16 protein-coding genes and 2 pseudogenes are annotated in these 23,101 nt (G+C 59.4%); 6 read left to right on the top strand and 12 right to left on the bottom strand.

Features of this window, described 5'->3' with window-relative positions; genetic code table 11:
* Both E4Q23_RS20350 and E4Q23_RS20345 read right to left on the bottom strand, forming a co-directional pair.
* Window positions 1-484: MFS transporter (locus tag E4Q23_RS20350; protein WP_336511747.1), on the bottom strand; the 484-nt coding region annotated here is incomplete at its 3' end.
* 90 nt (window positions 485-574) lie between these two features.
* Window positions 575-1,585 (bottom strand): ArsJ-associated glyceraldehyde-3-phosphate dehydrogenase, encoded by a 1,011-nt coding sequence (locus tag E4Q23_RS20345; RefSeq protein WP_169068323.1) that lies wholly within the window; start codon window positions 1,583-1,585, stop codon window positions 575-577.
* A 179-nt stretch (window positions 1,586-1,764) separates the two neighbouring features.
* Here E4Q23_RS20345 and E4Q23_RS20340 point away from each other — a divergent pair, with 179 nt between their 5' ends.
* From E4Q23_RS20340 to E4Q23_RS20315, 6 genes are all read left to right on the top strand, one after another.
* Window positions 1,765-2,244, top strand: a complete 480-nt coding sequence (locus E4Q23_RS20340; protein ID WP_169068322.1) for an arsenate reductase ArsC — start codon at window positions 1,765-1,767, stop codon at window positions 2,242-2,244.
* Window positions 2,245-2,282: 38 nt separating this feature from the next.
* Complete coding sequence (gene arsD, locus E4Q23_RS20335; protein ID WP_169068321.1) at window positions 2,283-2,648, top strand: arsenite efflux transporter metallochaperone ArsD; 366 nt, start codon at window positions 2,283-2,285, stop codon at window positions 2,646-2,648.
* 16 nt (window positions 2,649-2,664) lie between these two features.
* Window positions 2,665-4,455, top strand: a complete 1,791-nt coding sequence (gene arsA, locus E4Q23_RS20330) for an arsenical pump-driving ATPase (RefSeq protein WP_169068320.1) — start codon at window positions 2,665-2,667, stop codon at window positions 4,453-4,455.
* 1 nt (window position 4,456) lies between these two features.
* The gene (arsB, locus tag E4Q23_RS20325) at window positions 4,457-5,518 is read left to right on the top strand and encodes an ACR3 family arsenite efflux transporter (RefSeq protein ID WP_169068319.1); all 1,062 of its coding nucleotides are present in this window, start codon (window positions 4,457-4,459) and stop codon (window positions 5,516-5,518) included.
* Window positions 5,519-5,520: 2 nt separating this feature from the next.
* The gene (locus E4Q23_RS20320; protein ID WP_169068318.1) at window positions 5,521-6,057 is read left to right on the top strand and encodes a sigma-70 family RNA polymerase sigma factor; all 537 of its coding nucleotides are present in this window, start codon (window positions 5,521-5,523) and stop codon (window positions 6,055-6,057) included.
* A 75-nt stretch (window positions 6,058-6,132) separates the two neighbouring features.
* Window positions 6,133-7,029, top strand: coding sequence for a cation diffusion facilitator family transporter (locus E4Q23_RS20315; protein WP_169068317.1), 897 nt, complete (start codon window positions 6,133-6,135; stop codon window positions 7,027-7,029).
* Between the two features lie 192 nt (window positions 7,030-7,221).
* Here E4Q23_RS20315 and E4Q23_RS20310 read toward each other — a convergent pair whose 3' ends face one another.
* The 10 genes and pseudogenes from E4Q23_RS20310 to E4Q23_RS20265 form a co-directional block, all read right to left on the bottom strand.
* Complete coding sequence (locus tag E4Q23_RS20310) at window positions 7,222-7,458, bottom strand: type II toxin-antitoxin system RelB/DinJ family antitoxin (protein WP_169068316.1); 237 nt, start codon at window positions 7,456-7,458, stop codon at window positions 7,222-7,224.
* A 111-nt stretch (window positions 7,459-7,569) separates the two neighbouring features.
* Complete coding sequence (locus tag E4Q23_RS20305; RefSeq protein ID WP_169068315.1) at window positions 7,570-7,806, bottom strand: thioredoxin family protein; 237 nt, start codon at window positions 7,804-7,806, stop codon at window positions 7,570-7,572.
* 11 nt (window positions 7,807-7,817) lie between these two features.
* The gene (locus tag E4Q23_RS20300) at window positions 7,818-8,855 is read right to left on the bottom strand and encodes a permease (RefSeq protein ID WP_169068314.1); all 1,038 of its coding nucleotides are present in this window, start codon (window positions 8,853-8,855) and stop codon (window positions 7,818-7,820) included.
* 571 nt (window positions 8,856-9,426) lie between these two features.
* A complete protein-coding gene (locus E4Q23_RS20295; protein ID WP_336511748.1) occupies window positions 9,427-9,693 on the bottom strand; it encodes an integration host factor subunit beta in 267 nt (88 codons plus the stop codon).
* A gap of 227 nt (window positions 9,694-9,920) precedes the next feature.
* Window positions 9,921-10,892, bottom strand: coding sequence for a tyrosine-type recombinase/integrase (locus E4Q23_RS20290; RefSeq protein WP_169068313.1), 972 nt, complete (start codon window positions 10,890-10,892; stop codon window positions 9,921-9,923).
* A gap of 443 nt (window positions 10,893-11,335) precedes the next feature.
* Window positions 11,336-14,155, bottom strand: a pseudogene (locus E4Q23_RS20285) (ATP-binding protein).
* A 12-nt stretch (window positions 14,156-14,167) separates the two neighbouring features.
* A complete protein-coding gene (locus E4Q23_RS20280) occupies window positions 14,168-17,077 on the bottom strand; it encodes a DUF1156 domain-containing protein (RefSeq protein WP_169068312.1) in 2,910 nt (969 codons plus the stop codon).
* Window positions 17,074-17,790, bottom strand: coding sequence for a retron system putative HNH endonuclease (locus tag E4Q23_RS20275; RefSeq protein WP_169068311.1), 717 nt, complete (start codon window positions 17,788-17,790; stop codon window positions 17,074-17,076). The genes E4Q23_RS20280 and E4Q23_RS20275 overlap by 4 nt, the downstream gene beginning before the upstream one ends.
* Window positions 17,787-19,175 carry an AAA family ATPase gene (locus E4Q23_RS20270; protein ID WP_169068310.1) on the bottom strand — a complete coding sequence of 463 codons (1,389 nt, stop codon included), beginning with the start codon at window positions 19,173-19,175 and terminating at the stop codon, window positions 17,787-17,789. Before E4Q23_RS20270 ends, E4Q23_RS20275 begins: the two co-directional genes overlap by 4 nt.
* Window positions 19,172-22,695, bottom strand: a pseudogene (locus tag E4Q23_RS20265) (helicase-related protein). The gene E4Q23_RS20270 and the pseudogene E4Q23_RS20265 overlap by 4 nt, the downstream one beginning before the upstream one ends.
* Between the last annotated feature and the right edge of the window lie 406 nt (window positions 22,696-23,101).

The following is a 23,101-nucleotide window of genomic DNA, read 5'->3' as shown; positions in this document are numbered from 1 at the left end:
CCTTCAGCGCATTCTTCGAACCGGTCAGGATGGCCACCCAGCGATACAGCGTGTCGGATGCGTTCTCCGGGACGATCAGCTTGACGGCGCTCTTCGAGCTCATCTTGGTCATGTCCTTGGCGATCCCGCTCAAGGCTTGGGAGGCCATCACCCAGGCAACGACGAGCAAGGACTGTGGCGCGAAGGCGAGCATCGACAGCGCCACCAGCTGCGTGCCAAGGCCGATGAACAACGTTGACTTGAGCCCGAAACGGGCACCGATGTAGCCACCGAAGAGATTGGTCAGAATGCCGAAGACTTCGTAGAAGATAAACAGCGAGGCGACGGCAAGAGGCGAGTAGCCAAGGTTGTAGAAATAGAACAGCACCAACATGCGCGTTGCGCCATCGGTCACCGTATCCGCCCAGTAGGCGGCCGTAACCAATACGTAGTTGCGCAGCCCAGCGCGCGATGTGTCGGTTTTGGCTTGTGATGGCTCGCTCATTGCGTTCCTCCAAAGGGGTGCCGGCGCACCAGGGCTCTTGTCCGCGAAATTGGCTGCAGTAACCCCGGCGCGATGCTACGAAGTGCCTACCTAGAGCGAAGTCGCCAGCTTGCGCGCCAACTCGACGTAACGATTGGCGTAACCCCACTCGTTGTCGTACCAGGCGTAGATCTTGAGCATCGTGTCGTCGACCACCAGCGTGTGCGCAGCGTCAACAATCGACGACCGCGGATCGCCCAGGTAGTCCATGGAAACCAGCGGCCGCTCCTCGTAGCCCAGGATTCCCTTCAGCGGGCCTTCAGCAGCTGCCTTGAACAGGCCATTGACTTCGGCGGCGGTCGTTGGGCGCTTCATCTCGAAAACACAATCAGTCAGCGAAGCGTTGAGCAGCGGTACGCGCACCGCATGACCATCGAGTTTTCCCTTCAATTCCGGAAAAATCAGCGCGATGGCGGTCGCCGAACCGGTGGTCGTCGGTACCAGTGACAAACTCGCTGCCCGGGCGCGACGAAGGTCCTTGTGCATTTGATCGTGCACGCTCTGCGTATTGGTCGAGCTGTGGATCGTGGTGATAATCCCGCGTGTAATGCCGATTGCTTCATGGACGACCTTGACCACCGGTGCCAGGCAATTGGTGGTGCACGAGGCGGCGGTGACGATCTGGTCGCGCGCCGGATCGTAGAGATGGTCGTTGACCCCCATGACGACGTTCAAGACATCCCCGTCCTTGACCGGCGCGGCGACAATGACCTTCTTTACTCCCGCTGCCAGATAGGGCGACAGTTGCCCGACCGTACGCCACTTGCCACTGGCCTCGAGAACGATGTCCACCCCAGTTTCGCTCCACGGGCCACCGGCCACGTCTTTGGCGCTGCTGTAGCTGATCGACTTGCCGCCCACCAGCATGTGCCCGTTGCTGACCGAAATGTCACGCTGCCAGCGGCCCTGCACGGAATCGAATTCGAGCAGGTGCGCCGCAGATTCCACTGGCCCGTTGGCTTCGTTGATGTGGACGACCTCGAGTTCCGGATAGTCCCATGCCGCGCGCAACGCCAACCTGCCCATGCGACCGAAACCGTTGATGCCAACCTTGATAGTCATTTCTCGTTCCTCCGAAAGGGTGAGTAGTGCTCGGCAAACCTGCCAGTGAGCCAAAAACCTGAACGCGGCAAGCGATTTCAGCTTGTGCGACACCTAAATCTTACTATATTATTAGAACTATGGAAACGTGATTTTTATCGCCCCATCGCTGACGTCGCGTACTCACCCAAGGTGATGCCATGAATCTTCTTTTTCTGTGCACCGGCAACTCCTGCCGTTCTATCCTTGCCGAAGCCATCTTCAATCATCTCGCTCCCCCTGGTTGGAAAGCCATGAGCGCGGGGAGTAAACCGACTGGCCACCTCAATTCGCGCGCGATCGCCTTGCTCGCCCGCGAGGGAATCTCTACCCTTGGCTGTTACAGCAAATCTTGGGAAAACCTGCCGCTTACTCCAGACATTGTGGTTACGGTCTGTTCAAGCGCTGCAGGAGAGAGCTGCCCCGCATACCTTGGGCAAGTCGTACGAAGCCATTGGGCTGTGGAAGACCCTGGCCGTACAAACGGAAGCGAAGAGGACGTCGAAGCAGCGTTTATGGCCACTTATCGCATCCTGCGTGTGCGCATCGAGGCCTTCCTTGCTCTGCCGCTGGTCGCATCGGCGGGGGACCACGCCCAACTACAGCGCGAGCTGGATCGCATTGGCAAGTTGGTGCCCTAATTTCTTGCCAGTGTTTCAACTTTCGATGGAGTCTCGAAATGGCCAACATCCAGATCTTTGATCCAGCCCTGTGCTGCAGCACCGGCGTGTGTGGCGTCGACATCGACCAGGCTCTCGTAAGCTTCGCGGCCGACGTGGACTGGGCGAAGCAGTACGGCGTGCAGATCGAGCGCTTCAATCTCGCCCGGCAGCCGCTGGTCTTTGCCAACAACGGAACGGTCAGGGACTTTCTCGAACGTTCCGGGCAGGAGGCATTGCCACTGGTGCTGGTTGATGGCCAGCTCGCGCTCGCCGGCCGCTATCCGGAGCGCTGCGATCTGGCGCGCTGGGCGGGTATCGCTCAACCGGCGAAGCTAGAGGCGGTCGCGGCTTCAGATTGCTGCTCTGGCAGCCGCTGCTGCTGAGCGCCTGAGACCAGTTATGAACTTCCTGACGAATCCACCGCGCTTCCTCTTTTTCACCGGCAAGGGTGGCGTCGGCAAGACCTCGATCGCCTGCGCCGCGGCAGTGCGCCTGGCGGCAGCCGAACGCCGAGTGCTGCTGGTCAGCACCGACCCGGCCTCAAATGTTGGGCAGGTGTTCGGCGTGGCAATCGGTAATCGCATCACGCCGATCACCGCGGTGCCTGGTCTGGATGCACTCGAGATCGACCCACAGGCTGCGGCACAGGTCTACCGTGATCGCTTGCTCGGGCCGGTGCGCGGGCGCTTGCCCGACGCGGTGGTGAAGGGCATCGAGGAACAGCTGTCCGGTGCGTGCACCACGGAGATCGCTGCCTTCGACGAATTCACCGCGCTGCTCACCGATGCGGCGCTGATGGTTGATTACGTTCACATCCTGTTCGACACCGCGCCTACCGGGCATACGATCCGGTTATTGCAACTCCCTGGCGCATGGTCCGGCTTTCTCGACGCAGGCAAGGGCGACGCTTCCTGCCTCGGGCCACTTGCCGGGCTTGAGAAGCAACGCGCCCAATATCGTGCGGCGGTAGAGGCGCTGGCCGACTCGTCGCGCACGCGTCTGGTGCTGGTTGCCCGCGCACAGAAAGCCACGCTGCGAGAAGTGGCGCGGACCCATGAGGAGCTTGCCGCGATCGGGTTGACGCGGCAGTACCTGGTGATCAACGGCGAGCTGCCGACGGGTGAAGCCAAAAACGACGCACTCGCCGCAGCGATCCATGCGCGCGAGCAGGCGGCACTCGGTGAACTGCCAGAAACGCTAGCGGCGCTCCCCTGCGACCACATCGCACTAAAGGCCTACAACCTGGTTGGACTCGAGGCGCTGCGTCACCTGTTCAACGAAAATGGCGGCGGCGATTTGGCTGCCGACCAGGCTGTAGAGTCCGATCCCCACCTCGACGCTCCAGCACTGGCCGATCTTATCAACGACATCGCCGCCGATGGCCACGGCCTCATCATGCTGATGGGCAAGGGAGGCGTGGGCAAGACCACGCTAGCAGCAGCGATTTCGGTGGCGCTTGCACAGCGCGGCTTGCCCGTGCATCTGACGACATCCGACCCCGCCGCACATCTGGCCGAGACTATGGATAGCACGCTACCCGATCTCGCGGTCAGCCGCATCGATCCGCAGGTGGAAACCGAGCGCTACCGCAAGCAGATCATGGCGAGTAAAGGTGCGCAACTCGACGAGCAGGGGCGCAAGCTGCTCGAAGAGGACCTACGCTCACCCTGCACCGAGGAAGTCGCGGTGTTCCGGGCTTTCTCGCGCGTGATTCGTGAGGCCGGGCGCAGGTTTGTCGTGATGGACACGGCGCCCACTGGACACACCCTGCTTTTACTCGACGCCACCGGTGCCTATCACCGCGAGGTGGCGCGCCAGATGGGCGGCAAGGGTATGAACTTCACCACACCGATGATGCAGCTGCAGGATCCGAAGCAGACCAAGGTGATCATCGCCACGCTAGCCGAGACCACTCCGATCCTCGAAGCGGCGAGTCTGCAGGCCGATCTGCGCCGCGCCGGCATCGAGCCCTGGGCCTGGATCGTCAACGCCAGCGTTGCCGTGGCCAACACCTGCTCACCCCTGCTGCACCGTCGCGCTGCGACCGAGCTGCGCGAGATCGAGGCGGTTGCCACCCGCCATGCCGTGCGTCACGCGGTGGTTCCGTTATTGGAAGCGGAACCAGTCGGCGTCGGACGCCTGCTCGAACTGGCAGGTGAAGTGCCTTTGAAAACGACAACCGGGGTCTGACATGGGACTGTTTGAACGTTATCTAACCGTCTGGGTCGCGCTGGGCATCCTTGCTGGCGTCGCGCTGGGCCTGGCAATGCCCGATGCCTTCCAGATCATCGCCGGGCTGGAGATCGCCCATGTGAACCTGGTGGTGGCAGTGTTCATTTGGGTAATGATCTACCCGATGATGATCCAGATCGACTGGCATGCGGTGAAGGACGTCGGCAAGAAGCCGCGGGGCCTGCTGCTGACACTGGTCGTGAACTGGCTGATCAAGCCGTTTACGATGGCCGCGCTCGGCGTGCTGTTCTTTAAGCACCTGTTCGCACCCTGGGTCGACCCACAGTCGGCCAACGAATACATCGCCGGCATGATCCTGCTCGGTGTGGCGCCTTGCACCGCGATGGTGTTCGTGTGGAGCCAATTGGTGAAGGGCGACGCCAACTACACACTGGTGCAGGTGTCGGTGAACGACCTCATCATGGTGTTCGCGTTCGCACCGATCGCCGCCTTCCTGCTGGGCGTCACCAACATCAGCGTGCCATGGGAAACCCTGGTGCTGTCGACCGTCTTGTACGTGGTTCTTCCTCTGGCCGCCGGCATGGCCACACGGCACGCGCTGGAGCGCCGCAGTTCACACGCGGTGGCCGACTTCGTGGCGAAGCTCAAGCCGTGGTCCGTCGTCGGACTGATTGCCACCGTGGTACTGCTGTTCGGCTTCCAGGCCGGGACCATCGTTAACCGGCCCCTGGTGATCGCGATGATCGCGGTGCCGCTGATTGTGCAAACCTATGGCATTTTCGCCATCGGCATGATTGGCGCTCGCATGCTGAAGCTACCGCACAACGTTGCCGGCCCCGCCTGTCTGATCGGGACCTCGAACTTCTTCGAGTTGGCGGTGGCAGTGGCGATTTCGCTGTTTGGCCTGAACTCTGGTGCGGCGCTGGCCACCGTGGTCGGCGTGCTGGTTGAGGTGCCGGTAATGCTGTCCTTGGTGGCACTCGTCAATCGCAGCGAACACTGGTACCGCTATGCTCCGGCCACCGGCGGGGACGATCTCGACAAAGAAAACTGCAGATAGGCATGAGTACTCCGTGCCTGCTTACAGCCTGGTCGATGTGCGAGTCACAGTTACGTGGCTATCTGCGCCATCAAATCGGTCGCGATGATGCGGACGAAGTACTTCAAGAGGTTTTCATCAAGGCCTTGATGCAAGGAAAACTGTTCTGCGCAGTCGACGACCCTCGGGCATGGCTTTTCCGCGTGGCGCGCAATGCGCTGGTCGACCGTCTACGAGCAGTGCGTGAAAACCTCCCACTGCCGGACGATTTACCCGCCCCACAGAACGAACTTCTCCCGGCAGTCGACGACCTGAACCGGTGTCTGCCCCGGGTGCTCTCGGAACTTGCCGAAGCCGATCGGCTGGCAATCACCTTGTGCGACATCGAAGGACTGTCGCAACAAGAACTCGCGGATCGCCTCGGCATAACGCTGGCTGGCGCCAAGTCACGCATTCAGCGTGCCCGCAAACGCCTGAAAGAGCGAATGATAAAAGCGTGTCGTGTCCGCTTCGATGAGGACGGTCGTGTCTGCTGTTTTACGCCGCGCCCACCGTTGTAGTGTTCTTGACGGTATCGCCCCGCAGGTCGTCGCTTTGTTGGTGGCGCCTGCCCTGAACACCACCGAGGGATTGTCATGAGCGAACGTGATCACGCGCATGCGCACAGCAGCACTACAGGTAAGAACCTCCTGCTCGCCCTTGCACTTACGCTTGGCTTCTCGATAGTCGAGCTGATTGCTGGTTGGCACTCGGGATCCTTGGCCTTGCTGGCAGACGCCGGCCACATGGTTACCGATGGCGCGTCGCTCGGTATATCCGCCTTGGCTGCCTGGTTGGCAGCCCGCCCCCCCAGCCGCCGGCATACCTATGGTTTGGGTCGGGTCGAATTCCTGGCCGCATTGATCAATGCACTTTCCATGGTGGCCGTGGTCTTCGTCATCGGCAGCGAAGCCTGGCAACGTCTGCAGCACCCGGGAAGTATCAATGGTGCAACAGTCAGCATCGTCGCCGTGCTCGGGTTGCTGATCAATCTCGTCGTCGCGTGGATACTTTCACGGGGTGAGCGCAATCTGAACGTTCGCGCCGCAATGCTGCACGTCATGGACGATGCACTGGGATCGGTGGCCGCCATCGCCGCAGGAGTCGTGATCTGGCTTACCGGATGGACGCCAATTGACCCCTTGTTGTCGATCCTGATCGGCGGACTGATTCTCGCCTCCAGCGTCGGTCTGCTGCGCGAAGCCTTGCATGCCACCCTTGATGGCGTGCCCTTTACGATGAATATCGAGCTGGTCGGACAAGCGCTCGCAGAAGTACCTGGGGTCAGCGAAGTACACGATCTACATGTCTGGCCGATCGCCTCCGAGCGACTGGCCCTGTCTGCCCATGTTCTGGTCGCCAATCTCGCCTCTTGGCCACAAACCCTGCACTTGCTCAGAGCTGTGGCCAGCGACCAGGGGATCGATCATGTCACCTTTCAGCCTGAAAGCCCGGCTGGGGAGTTACAGCCCATTCAGTTTGTTCGCCGCTGATACGAGCTTTCTCTCTTTGCCTGCTCGAAGACGTAGCGCCCAAAAAAAAGCAGTGTCACTTGCCCCGTAGTCTTCTTCTCGGCTAGCGCGAAACCTTGGCGCTGAAACGGCGCTTCTGTTTCCGGGCATGGAACCTGACCAGGAAAAGACTGAGCAGGGCGTTAGATTTCGATTGCTTGTGGCAGCCTTCCGCTAGTCTCTTACAGTGGGTTGCGCTGTCGAGACGCTGGCTTTTCCATGCTTCCAGTTGCGCTTCTTCACGCTCTTCATCTTGACCTCAAACGGTAAGCAGCGCTCATCCGCTACGTGCGCCATCAACAGGCGAATAGCATCAGAAATGGACAGGTCCATTGCTTTCAGTGCGACAATGGCGCGCTCCTTGGTATCGGTGTCAATTCGAGCACGCACATAGGCATCGGCGCCTCTCATGGCAATCCTCCTTGAACTGGAATCGGCTCCGGTGCTTCTCTTGCCCCATGGTGCAATCTCACGGAGAAGGAAAGGCGTAGCCGCTTGTTCCTTGAACATTTCGACGTCGCATCAATGGTTCAGCCATTGCTCGATCTTGTCGCGGCTGGGAATACCCCCCGTATGCACGACCTTTCCATCAAGCACGACAGCTGGCGTACTCATGACGCCGTAATTTGTGATGTCGCGTAGTTCTTCGATTTTTTCGATATTGACCGCTACGCCAGTAGCTTCTGCCACCTGTTGGATCAGCGCAATGGTGTTCTTGCATTTGGCACAACCTGTACCCAATACCTTAATTTCTTTCATCTCAATCTACCCTATAGCAACCAGTTGAAGACATAGCCCACCAGCAGAATGCCGCTAGCGACGACGCCGATGAAGGTAACGATCAAGCGAATCTTGAGTACTTTGCGCAGGATGATCGCTTCCGGTAACGACAATGCAATCACGCTCATCATGAAGGCCAAGACAGTTCCCAAGGCGGCTCCCTTGGTCAGCAGTGCCTGGACGATCGGAATCACGCCGGCAGCATTGGTGTACATAGGCACACCGATAACTACCGCCAACGGTACCGACCACCACGCTTCTTTGCCCATGAAGGAAGCCATGAATTCTTCCGGCACATAGCCGTGAATCAAGGCTCCAAGGCCGATGCCGACAAGGATGTATGGCCAGACTTTGCCGACAATCTCTCGTACCGCCGCAAAGCCACCTTCAATTCGCTCTGCCAACGTCACGCCAGAATCCTCGAATCGGGCCGAAGCCTTGGGCATGTCGCGCACCCAGTCTTCCAGATAGTCTTCCATCTTTAGCCGGCCGATGATCCAGCCCGCCACGATGGCCACGCTCAGACCTAGCCCGAGGTAGAGCATCGCCACTTTCCAGCCAAACATGCCAAACAACAAGGTCAAGGCCACCTCGTTAACCATCGGCGCAGAAATGAGAAACGAGAAGGTCACCCCTAGAGGCACACCGGCCTGGACGAACCCAATGAACAGCGGCACGGCGGAACAGGAGCAAAATGGCGTCACGATGCCCAGTGTGGCGGCCATCACGTTGGCTACACCCTCAGTTCTACCCGCAAGCAACGCACGCGTTCGTTCGGGTGTGAAGTAGCTGTTGATCATGCCCATGGCAAACACTACGCCGGTCAATAGCATCAACACCTTGGGTGTGTCGTAGAAGAAGAATTGCAGCGCGCCGCCGAGATGACTATCGCGGGCGACCGGAAACAGTGCGACCAAGGCTTCGGAGAACGGAATGAGAGTTTGGTACAAACCCCACCAGATCGCCGCTGCGGCGATTAGAAAGATTCGCGGGCTTTGTTGCGGCCAGCGTGCCACCAGTCCAGTCATTGCTTCTGCTCCATGCTCTTTTCCCGTACGTCAGTTGCGTCACCCGGGTGCTCTTCCTTTGAAGACGGACGAACTATCAAAAGGATTCAGGGAAATCGAGAGCTGAGCTTTTGGGGTGTGCCAGATTGGTGGTACGTCCGGCACTAATCCAGACTCCTCGGCTCAAGCTTTTCGAGGTTGCAACGATGGCCGAGTTCCACGCTGCACCGAAGGGGCGATCCCGGTGGAAACCTGGGATGAAAGCCCTGCCAATGCGGAAGCTGTGGCGTTCGGGGTTGCAGGGTAGCCAGGCGCGGAGGCTGCTGTAGAAGTAGAAGCCAACGATGTAGTCGGTCACATCACGAGTGGTCTCGGCATGGTTGGATTTTCGGCCAGACGCGCTCCATCTTGAGATTCAGGAAGAAGCGCTCCAAGGCAGCGTTGACGCCCCCAGCAATTCGCCTTGCGGCTCGTTCTGGCTTGCAAATGATGCCGGGCCAGAAAGGCGCGGGGGCGTCGCTGGCAGGTTGCAGAGGGCTGCGGTCGCCCAGGTGGCTGGTTTGGGGAAACGACGAGCGGCGGCAGGTGGCCGTTATCTGCCCGAGTCGACCTTGGTACGCAGTTCTTTTCCCGCCTGAAAGTGGGGCACAGCTTTCGCTGGAACCTGCACGGCCTCACCGGTTTTTGGGTTGCGCCCAGTACGGGGCGGCCGGTAGTTGAGCCCGAAGCTTCCGAAACCGCGTATTTCAATGCGGTCCCCCTTCGCCAGCGTGTTGCTCAGCGCTTCAAGAATGGTCTTGACCGCAAGCTCGGTATCTTTGGGCGTGAACTGCGGGAAGAGGGCAGCGAGTCGATAGATGAGTTAGGAACGGATCATTGGCGAATTTTACGCGGCACCTCCGCTCGGGAGTGGTGGCAAACCACACAACGCCAGGCGCAACAGCATCGATGACGCATGGCAACTTCAACGCACTCCGGGTGTTGAGCTCCGCCCCTCAGCTCAAGCACGCCGGCAGGATGTCGCGGCGGAAATTAAGTGCAAAACCCCAGTGGACGGTCCTGCCAGATAGAGGACGCTAGCATTCTCTAGTAGGCCACCTTGAACGTCGGACTGTCCTCCGGCCGGGTCTTGCGGTGATCGTAAATGCGCGTAGTGGCGATGTTGGCGTGACCCAGCCACTCCTGCACCTTGGCGATGTCGGCTTGGTGGTCAAGCGCGTTGGTCGCAGCAGTCGCCCGCAACGCGTGCGCCCCGACCGCGAAACCCAACGCCGTTGAGTATTGCCGCACCAATTTGTAAACCGCGTCGGGCGTGATCGCTCTTTCCAGTCCGCCAGTAGTGCAGTTGTTGCGCAGCGGCCGGAACAGGGCGCCGGAATCGTCTGCGCCATGCCCGGCGACCTCAAGATAGTCCCCGATCAAGCCGCTGGCAACGGGGTGCAGCGGCACATAGCGGATCTTGCCGCCCTTGCCGAACACCTTGAGGTGCGGCACCCCGCGCCGCTCGTGTTTGAAGTCCTTGACCGTCAACCGGCACAGTTCGTCACGCCGCAGGGCGTGATAGAGCAGGGTGGCCAGGATGGCGCGGTCGCGCTTGCCCTTGAGTGACACGCCGTCGGGCGCGTCCAGCAGCTTGCGCGCCTGATGGTCACCGAGCGCAGGGGTCTTGCCTTCGTAGCTTTCCACCGGCGGGCGCTTGACGCCCTTGACCGGGTTATGGGTCACGGCGTTCTTCTCGCACAGGGACTCGAACAGCGACGACAGCGCCGCCAGGCGATGCCGTACCGTCATGCCGCTCAAGGCGCGCTGCACCAGGTCGTCGCGCCAGGCGATGACGTGGGCGCGGGTCACGCCGCGAAATTCCTCGGGCTTCACGATGCCGGTGAACTTCATGAAATCCCCGAGGGCGTTTTCGTAGGCGCGGCGGGTGGCCTTGTTGCCGAGATTGGCGAACCATTCGATTTCGGGGGGAACATCGGCCAGGCGCTGGAACTGTTCGGCGGTCAGGAGCCGGGAAGCAACGGCCGGGAGGACGGGGAGGGGGTTTGTGTCGCTCACGGGAAGATCGTCCAATCCTTCGGCAAGATCACGCCGGGTCATAGATGGGGTCGGCTCACGAAAAGGGACAAATTGCACGCTAAGAGGGAGCGGCGCTAGGCGATAAGAATGTTGGGGGGGCTCATGGCAAGACCGGGCATCAAATTTTCGGGGACTGCCTTCCTGCCATGCTGCAGCGCCCCAAAAGCGGCGCGTTGTATGCGGCAGGGATTGCGAGGTGGTCGGCTGCCACCGACCCTTACGCGCGGGTGAAGGAAAATAGAAGCCGACATTCGCTATACTATGTCAGCATTCCAGACTGACCGGCGCCTGCGCAGCGGCTGGAGCCATTTTGGACTTGGAGATATATCGGTAAGTCCCGTTCAGAACCGAAGCGCAGGTCTTCCAGTCCGCATCTTCCACATTGCCGACAGTGGCATCAACCTGTGATAAGTCATCACGCTTTACTCCCAATCCGCATTCTTAAAGCCCAGCATCTTCGCGTTCTCCGTGACAGCCCGTTTGGTTTGATCTGACGCGCCGGACGGAAAGCCAACTTGGATTTCCAGCGTAATCTTGATGTCCGCATTGGGGTCGGCGACGAGCACGGCGATGATCTCCTCCGCCACCTGAACCAACCGCACTCTGGCCGTCGAAGCGTTGATGGCGACGTTGCCGTGGAAAGCGCGGTGCTTGGGCGTTGGCGCGGATCCGGGCGGTATCGGTCCTGGCGGCACAGGTGCGGGTGGTTTCGGTCCCGGCCCAGGCGGAAGTGGACCCGGCCCCGCCCCCCCCCGGCGGTGTTGGGCCAGGCGGAAGCGCCGCCTCATACGCCTTGGCGGCATCGGGTTCAATCAGCAGCAGCGTGTCGTCCAGTTGCACATTGGCATCGCCGACTTTGAAGCCGTCGAACTTGCCTTCATGCTGACCGTAAGACGTGCCAAAAAAATCTCGGCTGCCTGCGCCTTTGACAATGGCTTGCTCCAGAACTTGGCGGTTCTTCAAGCGTGGCAAATAGAGGTAGCGCAGCGTGTCTTCCCAGAAAGCCATGCCGCCAATGGCTGATTTGCCTGCCTTCCAGTAAAGCTTCTTTAACTCATCACGCAGATGGATTGGCGACCAGATCGTGATCACCAGCACGTTGTCGATGCACACCCGCTCGATCTCGGGCCCCAGCGCCGCGCCGCCGGTATTGAGCGGGAACACCTCCACCGTTGGTTTGGCTGCGGTCGGCGTATCCTGCGTCGGGCAGAGCAACCACTTATAGCACTCCCGCGCCACACGCGGCAGCACGTCCTCTGCTGTCGTCAGTTCCTTCTTGGCTTGGTTCGTTTGGAGATTGTCTAGCGTCAGTCGATTTGCCGCCACTCTTCGATGATGGAGTTCCAGGCCAGTGACACCCGGATGCAATCGCGCAGTCGGGTCAGCGCACCGTGATCCGGCGCAAGGAAAAGTAAACGGTTGCCGCGATACCTAGGCGTGGTGCCGTGGCTCCTGACGTGCTCAAGCACGCCCTCAAAGGCAGCGCGAGACTCTTCACGCGAGAAGAACTGTTCAGGCGGCAACACAATCAGCCGCAGCGCACTGTCATCCGGCACATCGCTGTGCGGGGTAAAAATATGGGTGCCATCGAAGAACGCCGCGTTGCTGGTAAGTCGCTTGAGAATATCGGCCATGCGCCCGCGTACCACACCGTCTTCAAACCGTTTCTTGCGCTCTTCCATTTCGCGCCGCAGGTTGGCGCGGGTGTCGAACCAATAGCGCGTTGCTTCCTGCGCCTTATCTCCGGACGAATTCAGGTAATGCAGTTGATCCGCCAGCCGGTTCAGCGCATCAGAATACAGCGAGGACGTTTGCCCTGGCTGTAAGCAGCCCAACAGCACGCGCGCCCGGTCAAGGCCACGTATGCCGGGTCGGGTGGTCACTGATGACGGTGCACTGCCGAGGAATACCGTTCGCGCCACGCGGCGGGCAGCCTGCACCGAACCGAAGCGGGTTTCTTTCGTTTCCAGTACCGTGGTCTCGGCTCGCTCGCCGTCAATGTCACGGTCGATCACCGGGTCCCAGCCTGGGCCGAGGTAGTAGACCAGTTCGTTGCGCGCACTGCCATCGTAGAGCGGCAGACTTCCGGGCAAAATCATCAGGTCTTTGTTGTTGTCCTGCCATAGGCGGAAGATGACTTTGGCCATCAGTTTCAACACACCGCGCGTGCGCTGGAAGCCGTCGATGGTCGTCCACTCTTCGTAGAGTTGGGTGAACACTTCGGGGTGGATGGGATAACTCTGCACCATCCTGTCGAAGTAACGGGCTTCCTGCGTTTCCTGCGGCACCTTGGCACCCTCGGCCACATAGGCATCGGCAAAGGCACGGCACACCAGATCACGCGCCTTGGCGTCACGAATCGACTCGAACAAGCGCCGCCGGACGATCTCGAAAGCCTCTTCGGGGGCCACCGTTTTCCACAGCGCCTGCACTCGATTGAAGACCGCCTCCAACGATTGCAATGCCGCCACACCACGCGGCCCACCGGCCTGGCTGTTCGATTCCGGCAAGGATGCCAGCACTACTGCATTCGGCACCAGCTTGGCCGCCTCAGTCAGTGATTGAATGAAAGACAGATTGCTGTCGTAGGTGCCGCCGCTGAGCGCCTGGCTCTCCACAAACTGGCGGATATACACCACCAGTTCATCCAGCAGTACCACGCAGGGCGCACACTGGGTCAGCAGCGTGCACAGCACATCCTTGCCCGGCGAGGTGCCGCTGGCATCCGCTTCTTTCACCAGCGCAAAACCTTCTGTGCCACCCAGTTGCCACGCCATCTCGCCCCACAGTGTGCGGATCGCCTGCTTGCCTTGCTTCCACGCTTGGCCTGGGGCATGGGCCGTACCGTCGAGCACCGCCGCCTTGGCCGTCGGCACATCCATCACCCCCGCGTGATCGAGCAGCGCCGGGATGCCGGCCAAATCGCCCAGCGCGCATTGGCGATTTGCCAAGTGATACACCGCTAGCATCGTGTGCGTCTTGCCGCCACCGAAGGAGGTCTGCAACTGGATGACCGGTTCGCCGCCCTTGCCATTGAGCCGCTGCGCCACCTGGGTGAGCAGCTTGCCCATGCCCTCGGTGATGAAAGTACGCTCGTAAAAGGACTTTGCGTCGCCGTATTCCGGGGTTGCCCTGCCCGTCCGCACGGCGGTCAGGTCGGCGGCAAACTCGGATTGCTGGAAGGTGCCATTCAGCACATCAGGATGCGGCACTATGACTTCGCGCCAGGGTTTCATGCTCATAAACTGGGTCCTCTATCTTTCAAAGAGTGTCCCTTGCGGGTCAGCAGGTTTAGGCACGCTGTTGGCGGCGGATTCGATGCCGGTCCAACTGGTGATGAGATCGTTGTAGGCACGGGCATCTTCAGCTTTGCCTAGCCGCTCGCACAGGGTATATAGACGATAGGCCAGTTGGCGGATGGCTTCGGCTTTGCCGCCGAGGGCGGCGAGGAGCGCGCCGGAGGCCGATTCGCCGCCTTGTTTCAGGGCACGAATAAGTTGGTGCAGGGCTTCCCAGACGGGCAGGCGGAGGTCGGTGCGCGGGTCCCAGTCGGTGGGATATTCAGCCCACTTGAGCAAGCGTGTTTTCCCGCCTTTCCAGAAGATAACGCCAGACGAAACGAGACCATTTTCGCTGGTGTTCTTGGCACGGGCCAGGCCATCAGCGACTCCGGATTCGCCTATTCCCCACCCAAACTGCTCGAACCAGTGCAGGCAGAACTGTGTGTCGGCGTCGAAATCGTCCTCAGCGAGGAAGCGGTTGATGAGTTGGAGGGCTGTGCGCACACTCATGGGCGAGCCGTCGGCCTCAAGCACAGCGGCGTATTTGGAAAAGACCGCCATACCCGGCCCGATGATGGCCTGCGAAAGGTCTACCGGGGCCACGGGCGAACGCTCTTCACCGGAACCTTTGGTCATCTCGTCGAGCGCCTCGGGCAGCACGCTGTTCAACTCGCGGATGAACTCGCGGCGGGAAATGGAGGGCGCATCTGATGGGCGCTTACGGCAGACGAGGACGATGCTGGAGGCGAGAGCGTTGGTTCCTATTCCGACCGAGCGATTTACTCTTTCTGTCCGGACCGGCCATGTGCCACAAAGCGACAACTCAGCCTGAAAGACCGCTTCCAAGAATGTTTCCCACCCCGTCGAAGAAGTCCCCCCTTCGGCTTTGGTCTCAGACTGTTTAAATGCATAGTAAATTGAAATGGGGAAAGCGATGTGTGCTTGGTTGGAGATTCTTCTCATCGCTTCCGTCATTCCGTTAAGGAAAAATGATTCAGCCTTAACGTTGCCGCCGTGACGGTGTGGGCTAGCAATGAGTTCCTCCATTTTGGGAACTGCAATTGTTGAAAATAGTTCGGGGAAGACACTTCGTAGACTGCGGCGCATCCATATATAGAAGTAATCGGAAAGGTCAGCGTAGGCGATATTGTCGTAATAAGGGGGATCAGTGGAGACCACTTTATCTTTTGAAAAAGACTGCCGGGTCGCATCCGCCTGGTTGCATAACCCACCTGCAGCAGGAGTGAAATTCTGTAAAACACGAACGACCCAGCTAACGCAAGTTTGTTCCCAGTTTCCCGTGCCATCAGAAAATGGATTTGATTCTGCGTAGTCCCAAACCATTGGAATCGCTTGTTTCGTGAAACCATGTGCAACGAAGCCACCGCCTGGTTCCCACGTTGCAAGCGACGTCCAGTAATCGCTCGCACGTCCCAGAGCGCATGCGAGGTAAACACTGACAGCTTCAGCATAAGCGACAGCGCCGGCCTTCGTAGATGCCTCGCCCGATTTATCAAGACAAACACCGTCATCCATCCCGGTGGCTAGGGCATCAACCCGAATTCTAGTTCGCGCCTCCCCAATGATTTCGGCGAAGGTCGTCATGGCCTCCATCTGTCGAAGTGTGAAGAGACCTCCATATGTGGTGATGCCGTAGTTAAACGTCCAAAAGTTTCGATGATCGTCAGGGAGTGATGTCTCAGGTGACCAAGAGGGTTTGGCGGATTTTGCGCACACCTCCATTGCTGGCGTAGGCTCGATAAAGATTCGACCCTTTGGGCCATCAACAACGACGGCCACGATCTTTCCACCCATTCGCCCGGCTCTTCCCTCTGACTTAATATAGTCGCCTTCCATCGCGACATTGGACAGAATGCATTTGAAATTCGCCCCCCGGGCCAGTTTTGTTCCTTGCCCTGCGCCCTGTGGTGGAGTGCCGATCTTTACAGTGAATCGATACTGGTTGCCCTCCACTATGGGCACCACATAAGACTCGTTCCCTTCCTTGCTGGAGAGAATGAACGTGGACGCCAGTGGCACATCTACATGCGAAAACGCCGGATTGGGACTCTTGACCGTCCGCGCCCACAGCCAAGCGATGACGGTGAGCTTCTGGCCGACGAGCGGTTTGAGGTCGGGCCGCTCCTTCGTCATCTCCGCCGTGATTTCCACCGGCGGATAGAGGTGGCCGATGCGCTTCTGCGCCTCCTCGCGCATCCAAGCGCCGTAATAGCGCACGTCTTCCGCCAGACCTGTGGCTCCCTTCCACGTAGCCGAGCTTTCGCCACGCTTCACTGCTGCCGGGTTAACGGGCGGCCTGCCCGCGAACTTGGGCGGGATCTCGATCATGGCCTTGTTGATGAGCACGGCCACGGGATTGAGGTCACTGGCGTATGCCTCTAACCCTAGCCGCTGCGCTTCCAGCGGGATGGCTCCGCCACCGGCAAAGGGATCGTGCAGGGCGGGCAGCTTGTCGGGATTGAACAACTCGGCGGCCTGCGGGTGGCCCTTGTTCAGTTCGCACACCTCCCGCCACGAGCGGCGAATCTCGGCGCGGGCAGGTTCTAAGAATTCCTCCTTTGTGGTGTTCTCCCACAGCACGAGGTCTTCGATGATCTTGAACAACCGCTTCCGCTCGATGGCGGCGTCCTTCTTGTTCTTTCCATATTTGAACCCGCCGCCCTGCTGGTAGCCGGGATCATTGACCATCTGCGCAAAGATCACCGCCCGCGCCGCCGCCAACGGTCGCCGCGCCCACCACAGATGCAGCGTGGAAGGATGCCCGTGCCGGATGGACTTCTCCCTCGCACACGCCTTGTTGATGGCATCGAGTGGCAAGGCGACTTCGATGAGCTTGCGGGGTGATTTTATCGGGTGGGTCATACGAGTTCCGGTGCGGACTGCTGTAAGGTCTGTTCGGCGACTTGACCGAAAAATTGGCGAGTGAGGCTGAAGAAACGACTCAAGCCACCGGCGACAGGGACAAGATCAACAGCAGCCAGGTGCGGCAGGCTCCAGTCTTGTGCTTTGTGTTCTTGGAAAAGCGAATCGAGCTCATTCCACCATTGCCGCCGCCGCGTCAGCAAATAGGGGCTGTTGAGGTTGAGCGTGTCGATGGTGTATTGCGCACGATCTTGCTCAAGGGCATCAAGATTCTGGCTGGGGATAACCCGTCCATCGGACAAATAGGCGAAGTAGCGCGCGCAGTTCGGTTGATGACAGGATATGAACCTCGCGGTATCGCATGCCTGCTGCTTTCCGGTAGCGTGTCCGGCAAACGCTTCGCCTCTGTTCAAATTCGGCAAATCATCGCTACGCAGCGCACTCGCGGCGAGGTTGGCATAGTCGAAAGTATGCGATGGGTTCTGGCTTTTGTTTTCGACATGCTCAATGTGATAGCCCAAGCCTTCCTGATCGGCACGAATCTCGCTGTAGCAACACAGGTGGTACTGCTCGGAAAGTAGGGATTGCAGTACCGCTTGTTTGTGACCAAAGCGACTCCAACGGCTGCTGGCTTGCGTATGGGTTTGTGGCGGATTGGCGTGAGACTGGTTGAGGTGATAGCCGCCATTGCCTTGTTTGGTAATGGCCCTCATCCCTTCAGTGCCTCCTGACGTTGAATACTGCGTTTTAGTCGCTGCAATTGCGGATGCTGTTCTCCCAGCGCGGCAGTGAGGCTTTGCATGACCTGTTTGGCCTCCGCGCTCAGGTAGTTACCCTGATCCACCCATGCAGTCAGACGCTGCAAGTCGGCTTTTTCAATGACCGGCGGCTGCGGGTCTACCATCATCACGCTGTGCATTACGTCGCCACTAGGTTCGCCGTAGGTCATGGCAAGCGGCGGTTCGGCAATCGCCACGCCGCTGGCATCCTGTCCCAGCACGCGAATGTTTTCACGCTTGACGGTGCTCAGCACTTGCGGGCTGTGAGTGGTGACGATGAACTGCACGAGTGGAAATGCCTGCTGCAACTGGTCAAGAACGACTTGTTGCCAGCGCGGGTGCAAGTGCATATCCACTTCGTCGATCATGACTACGCCTTGGGTTTCGCGTGCAGCGTTGCCACCCAAATGCGGGTTGAGTTTGATACAGCGGTACGCAATGTCACCCGCCATCGCCAGGACGCTGCGAATGCCATCACTCAGAAGATCCACTTCCAAGGTGCCGTGCTGGTCATGGTGCAAAACGAGTGATTTCTCGTGGCTCACACTGTATTCCAGCGTATGCCAGCCGGTAGTTGGGCGCAGAAAAATATCTATGACTTGCTGCACAACGAGAATGCGCTCTTGCGCGGCAGACACATCCGATTTAGTCGAACGATTTTCCAGTTGCTTAATTTGTGCTTCGCGATAACTCTCGAAGGCCCAGGTAAACCACTCCTTGAAATGCTTATAGGACGAGGCTGGGTCGAGACAATTGCGATAGGCAAACGTCCGCACATAGAAATCGGTCTTCAGTGTGTCGTCCTGGCCCTTGGTGGTTTCTGTTAGCCGTTTTTGTGCCCAAAGTCGCCCCGTACCGTAATAACCAAATACAGGGAGACCAAGCGTTGGCTTGGCTGGGTCTCGAATCTGTGTCTGAATCGCCCCTGCCCATTGCTTCATAAAGCCGGTATCGCCGTCATCTTTCGTTTTGGTTAGTTTTGCCTCTTTATCGCGATAACGAATCCAGGTCCTTTCTTGTCCGATGCCAAAATCGCCTGTCATCTGAACGCGAGATGGAAGTTGTCGAGCCATATCGCCAGTGTCGAGTTTCACCAGGCGCACATCGTCAATTGCTATCGCGTTGCCAGGGTCGTTAAATGCGTTTCGCGCCAGATCAAAACTACTCACAAACGGCCACAGCGCAATACGAGCGGCATCCAGCAAGGTCGATTTACCTTGACCATTTTCGGCGACAAGAACGGTGAGTTGTGAATGCAGTTCTAAGTCAAGCGCGGCGAAACAGCGGAAATTGTCTACACGCAGTTTGGTTAGCTTCACAGACTATTCTCCGATTGGGTTGCTCTAAGCAGCAACGCTTTTAGGTCGTAGTTGACTGAAGATACGCCCCAGCCCGGCTCTTCCTTGAAGGGGTGCGGCACGTAGTAGGGGCCGTCGATGGCGTCACCTTCGCCGACGATCACGATGGCGAGGTGGTACTTGTTGCCCTGGTTCCAGCTTTCAAAGATTTCGTTCTTGGTCACCGTCACCGTGGTTGCGCCTTTGACGCGGCCTTTGACTTCGATGTGGCGGGCTTCGGACAGGCGGCCCTCTGGGGCGGGGGGCGTATGAGGTGATGTCCCAGCCGCATTTCTGCGCCGAGACATCCACGACGCAGCAACCACGGGCTTCTTCGGCGAGGCGCACGGCGTTCATGGCCAGTTGTTCGATGCGCGAGCGGGCTGCCGGGTCGGCAGAGAACAATGCCCCCACTGCAGGGACATCGCCACGCAAGCGGCGGAGCAAGCCCGTCGGTATGACCAGCGCACCGCTGAGCACCACCGGCGTGGCGGAGGTGACGTGGCGCATGGACTGGAGTTCTTTCTTGCGGCTCTCCAGCCGGGCTTCCAGATTGCTGAGGGTGCGGCGGACGTTTTCGAGGTTGAGCCGCACGTCTTTACCGGCGGCCTTGTCGTCGGTGAGTTTGATGAAGCGGTCGGACCAGTAATCGATCTCCTTGGTCAGGCGTTCATGGACGGCGGCGAGGGTCTTGTCCACATGGGCGATGCGGCGTCCGGCGATTTCGCTGAAGTGCTCAGGCACGAGTGTCTGGGCGGCGAGCGCGAGTGCGCGATTTTCCAGCCCGGCGGTGAGCCACGGCGCAGCGATGGTTTCAGCCAAGAGCGGGCGGTCGGCCGGTGCGAGAGGTTCGAGGTCGAGGTGCGGTGCCCAACCGGCAAAGGTGGCGCTGCCGTCGGGCAGGACGCGAACAAATTGCAGGCGCTTGGAAATGACTTGCCCATCGCCGGACTTCACTTCGTGGGTGAGCAGAAAGAGCAAGGAAAGCTGATCGCCGTCGTCTGCCGGGTCAACCAGCAAGGTGCCCTGACGCAGCAGATTAGCGTGCTGCTCCAGCAGGACATCGCTGAGGGCGAGCATCAGCGGGTGGCCGGGATGAATCATGCTGGCGAAGGCGAGGCCGGGGCGGTCGGTCGGGCGCACGGCGGCCTTGGTGAAGCACACCCGCTCGTAGCGGCGTAGGACGGGCGCGAGATCGCGCCGATTGCGCCCGGTGATGAGGCGGTCGCGCTCACGCAATTCAGCGGGAACATGGGTAATCTCGAAACGCTCGGACTCACGCGGGTAAATCGAGCCGCCCAGCGACTCGAAGCCTTTCATGAAGAAGGAACGGACAAAGTACGGCTGAAGGCGGCGGGCTTCGGCCTTTTCCATTTCTTCTTTCACCGCAAACAGGCGCTCCGGAGTGAGACTTTCCTGAGCCAGCGCGTCGCGGTTGAGGATGGTCATCAGGTGCTCGCGGTCGAGAACGTTGTCGATGGTCTGATTCAGACGAGCGCGCACCTCCGGCTGGTCGCCGTAGCGAATGGCTTCCAACAGCATGTCCTTGAGACTGTTGTCTTCAAAGACTTCACCGAGGACGTTGAAGACTTGGCCATGAAGCGCCTCGCTCACGACCTGGAGCTTTTCAAGCAGCCGGAAAAAAACATCGCCCTCGCGGGTTTCCTTGGCGACCAGATTCCAGAGATGGCAGACCTCCTGCTGGCCGATGCGGTGGATGCGCCCAAAGCGTTGTTCGAGGCGGTTGGGGTTCCACGGCAAATCGTAGTTCACCATCAGGTTGGCGTTTTGTAGGTTGATGCCTTCACCGGCGGCATCAGTGGCCACCAGCACGCGGATGTCGGGGTCGGAGCGAAACAGCGCCTGCGCCTTGCGCCGGTCATCGCGGTGTACGCCGCCGTGAATGACGACGATGGCGTCATGGCTGCCCAGTACCCCGGCGATTTTTTTCTTGCAGGTAGTTCAGCGTGTCGCGGTGCTCGCTGAAGATGATGATCTTGCGCATCCGCCCGCCGGCATCGTGCATCTGCGGTTCGTTTTGCAGGATGCGCGAGAGTTCGTCCCACTTGCGATCCCTGCCGGACGCGACCAGCGCCCTGGCCTGCTGTTCGAGGGATTGCAGGATGATGATTTCGCCTTCGAGTTCGGTGATGCTGCGCGAAGCGGTGGCCTGATCGACCAAGGTTTCTTCCAGATTCTCCTGCTCCTCGGCGTTGAGGTCGTCGTCGTCTTCGGGCACTTCAGCGAGAGTTTCGGCGAGGATTGACTGGCCGCGTATGCCTATTCGTTCTTCGCGCAGGCGACGTTCGAGACGTTCGCGGCGGCGCTTGAGCGATTGGAAGATAGCCTCGGGGCTGGAGGCGAGACGGCGCTGGAGGGCTGTGAGCGCAAAACCCACCGAGCCTTTGCGTTTGCCGTCGAGTTGGTCAGCCTTGCCCATTTCGGTTTTCACATACTCTGTGACGGCTTCGTAGAGCGCAGACTCAAGCTTGGAAAGCTCGTAGTTGACCGTGTATGCGCGGCGCTCAGGGAACAGCGGGGTGCCATCGAACTTGACCAGTTTCTCCTTCACCATGCGACGGATGAGATCGGAGCAATCGACCTTGTGCACGCCGTCGCGAAATTTCCCATAGAAGCGGTCGGAATCGAGCAGTGAGAGGAACAACTGGAAGTCCTCCTCCTTGCCGTTGTGCGGTGTAGCCGTCATCAGCAAGAGATGGCGCGTTTGCGCTCCGAGCTTCTCGGCCAGCTTGAAGCGGCCCGTCTTCTCCAGCTTGTTGCCGAAGAAGTGGGCGGCGAGCTTGTGCGCCTCATCGAAAACAACCAGGTCCCATCCCGCAGCGCAGAGCTTCTCTTGTAGTTCTTCGTTGCGCGCCATCTGGTCTAGGCGAACGATGAGGTGGTCAATGTCTTCAAACGGATTGCCACTTGGCGTGGCAGCTTCCAGGTCTCTGGTAAAGACACGGAACTCCAGGCCGAACTTCTCGAACATTTCCTCGCGCCACTGATCGACCAGGCTGCCGGGGGCGACGATGACGATACGCCGGGCGTCGGCGCGCATGATGAGTTCGCGGATATAAAGCCCCGCCATGATGGTCTTCCCCGCGCCGGGGTCGTCCGCCAGCACAAAGCGCAACGGCTGACGCGGCAGCATGGATTCGTAAACAGCGGTGATCTGGTGCGGCAGCGGCTCCACGTTTGAGGTGTGGACGGCCATCATCGGGTCGAACAGAAAGGCGAGATCAATGCGTTTCGCCTCGACGGTGAGCTTGAACGCATCGCCATCGCCATCGAATGACCAAGGCCGTTCTACGGTGGCGATCGACAGGGTGGCTTCATCCACCCGGTTGAGCAGGCGCTCTTTGACGCCACCATCGGACGTCCGATAGATGACTTGCACCGCACCGTCGGCAATCGGAACTACGGCAATGACGCTTCCAATGCCGCTGGGCTCAAGTCCCGTGAGCGCAAGACCAGGCGTGAGGGTATCGAGAGTAATCATCTTTCTATTTAGCCTGGGCGGATGCCGTGGTTGCCCCTAAGGAAACGCTTCTACGGATTGCTGCGTGGGAGAGGAGCTGTTCGAGTTTCTTTGTCCGTTGATTTTTCGCTATTTTCTCGTAGATTCAGTCTAAGGCCCTGCATTGTCGATCAGCACCCGAGTATGCGCAATGCAATTAGGGTTTCCGAGGTGCGAGCGTAAGGGCTGCGCGAAGTGTTAGGCATCATCGAACAACGTCTGACGAAGATAAATCTCGCATCGCCACGAGTTGACTAACTGCGGGTGATGGCGCATCCGATGGCGGCCTCCGAGTGATCGAGCTGAACGAACGTCGGCTACGCAGAACAATCCCCAGCGGCGGTTGATGACCGATCTGAGATCATCAGCTCCGCTCTGTAATACATGC

Origin of the sequence: Candidatus Accumulibacter phosphatis (genome assembly GCF_012939955.1) — a bacterium.
Classification (GTDB): domain Bacteria; phylum Pseudomonadota; class Gammaproteobacteria; order Burkholderiales; family Rhodocyclaceae; genus Accumulibacter; species Accumulibacter delftensis.
The sequence above is the reverse complement of the archived record's forward strand: the minus strand, read 5'-3'. Positions and strand labels throughout refer to the sequence as shown.

Excerpts from the sequence above, each read along its gene's own strand:
- E4Q23_RS20345 (WP_169068323.1), bottom strand. The coding sequence starts at position 1,585 with ATGACTATCAAGGTTGGCATCAACGGTTTCGGTCGCATGGGCAGGTTG.
- E4Q23_RS20340 (WP_169068322.1), top strand. The coding sequence starts at position 1,765 with ATGAATCTTCTTTTTCTGTGCACCGGCAACTCCTGCCGTTCTATCCTT.
- arsD (WP_169068321.1), top strand. The coding sequence starts at position 2,283 with ATGGCCAACATCCAGATCTTTGATCCAGCCCTGTGCTGCAGCACCGGC.
- arsA (WP_169068320.1), top strand. The coding sequence starts at position 2,665 with ATGAACTTCCTGACGAATCCACCGCGCTTCCTCTTTTTCACCGGCAAG.
- arsB (WP_169068319.1), top strand. The coding sequence starts at position 4,457 with ATGGGACTGTTTGAACGTTATCTAACCGTCTGGGTCGCGCTGGGCATC.
- E4Q23_RS20320 (WP_169068318.1), top strand. The coding sequence starts at position 5,521 with ATGAGTACTCCGTGCCTGCTTACAGCCTGGTCGATGTGCGAGTCACAG.
- E4Q23_RS20315 (WP_169068317.1), top strand. The coding sequence starts at position 6,133 with ATGAGCGAACGTGATCACGCGCATGCGCACAGCAGCACTACAGGTAAG.
- E4Q23_RS20310 (WP_169068316.1), bottom strand. The coding sequence starts at position 7,458 with ATGAGAGGCGCCGATGCCTATGTGCGTGCTCGAATTGACACCGATACC.
- E4Q23_RS20305 (WP_169068315.1), bottom strand. The coding sequence starts at position 7,806 with ATGAAAGAAATTAAGGTATTGGGTACAGGTTGTGCCAAATGCAAGAAC.
- E4Q23_RS20300 (WP_169068314.1), bottom strand. The coding sequence starts at position 8,855 with ATGACTGGACTGGTGGCACGCTGGCCGCAACAAAGCCCGCGAATCTTT.
- E4Q23_RS20280 (WP_169068312.1), bottom strand. The coding sequence starts at position 17,077 with ATGACCCACCCGATAAAATCACCCCGCAAGCTCATCGAAGTCGCCTTG.
- E4Q23_RS20275 (WP_169068311.1), bottom strand. The coding sequence starts at position 17,790 with ATGAGGGCCATTACCAAACAAGGCAATGGCGGCTATCACCTCAACCAG.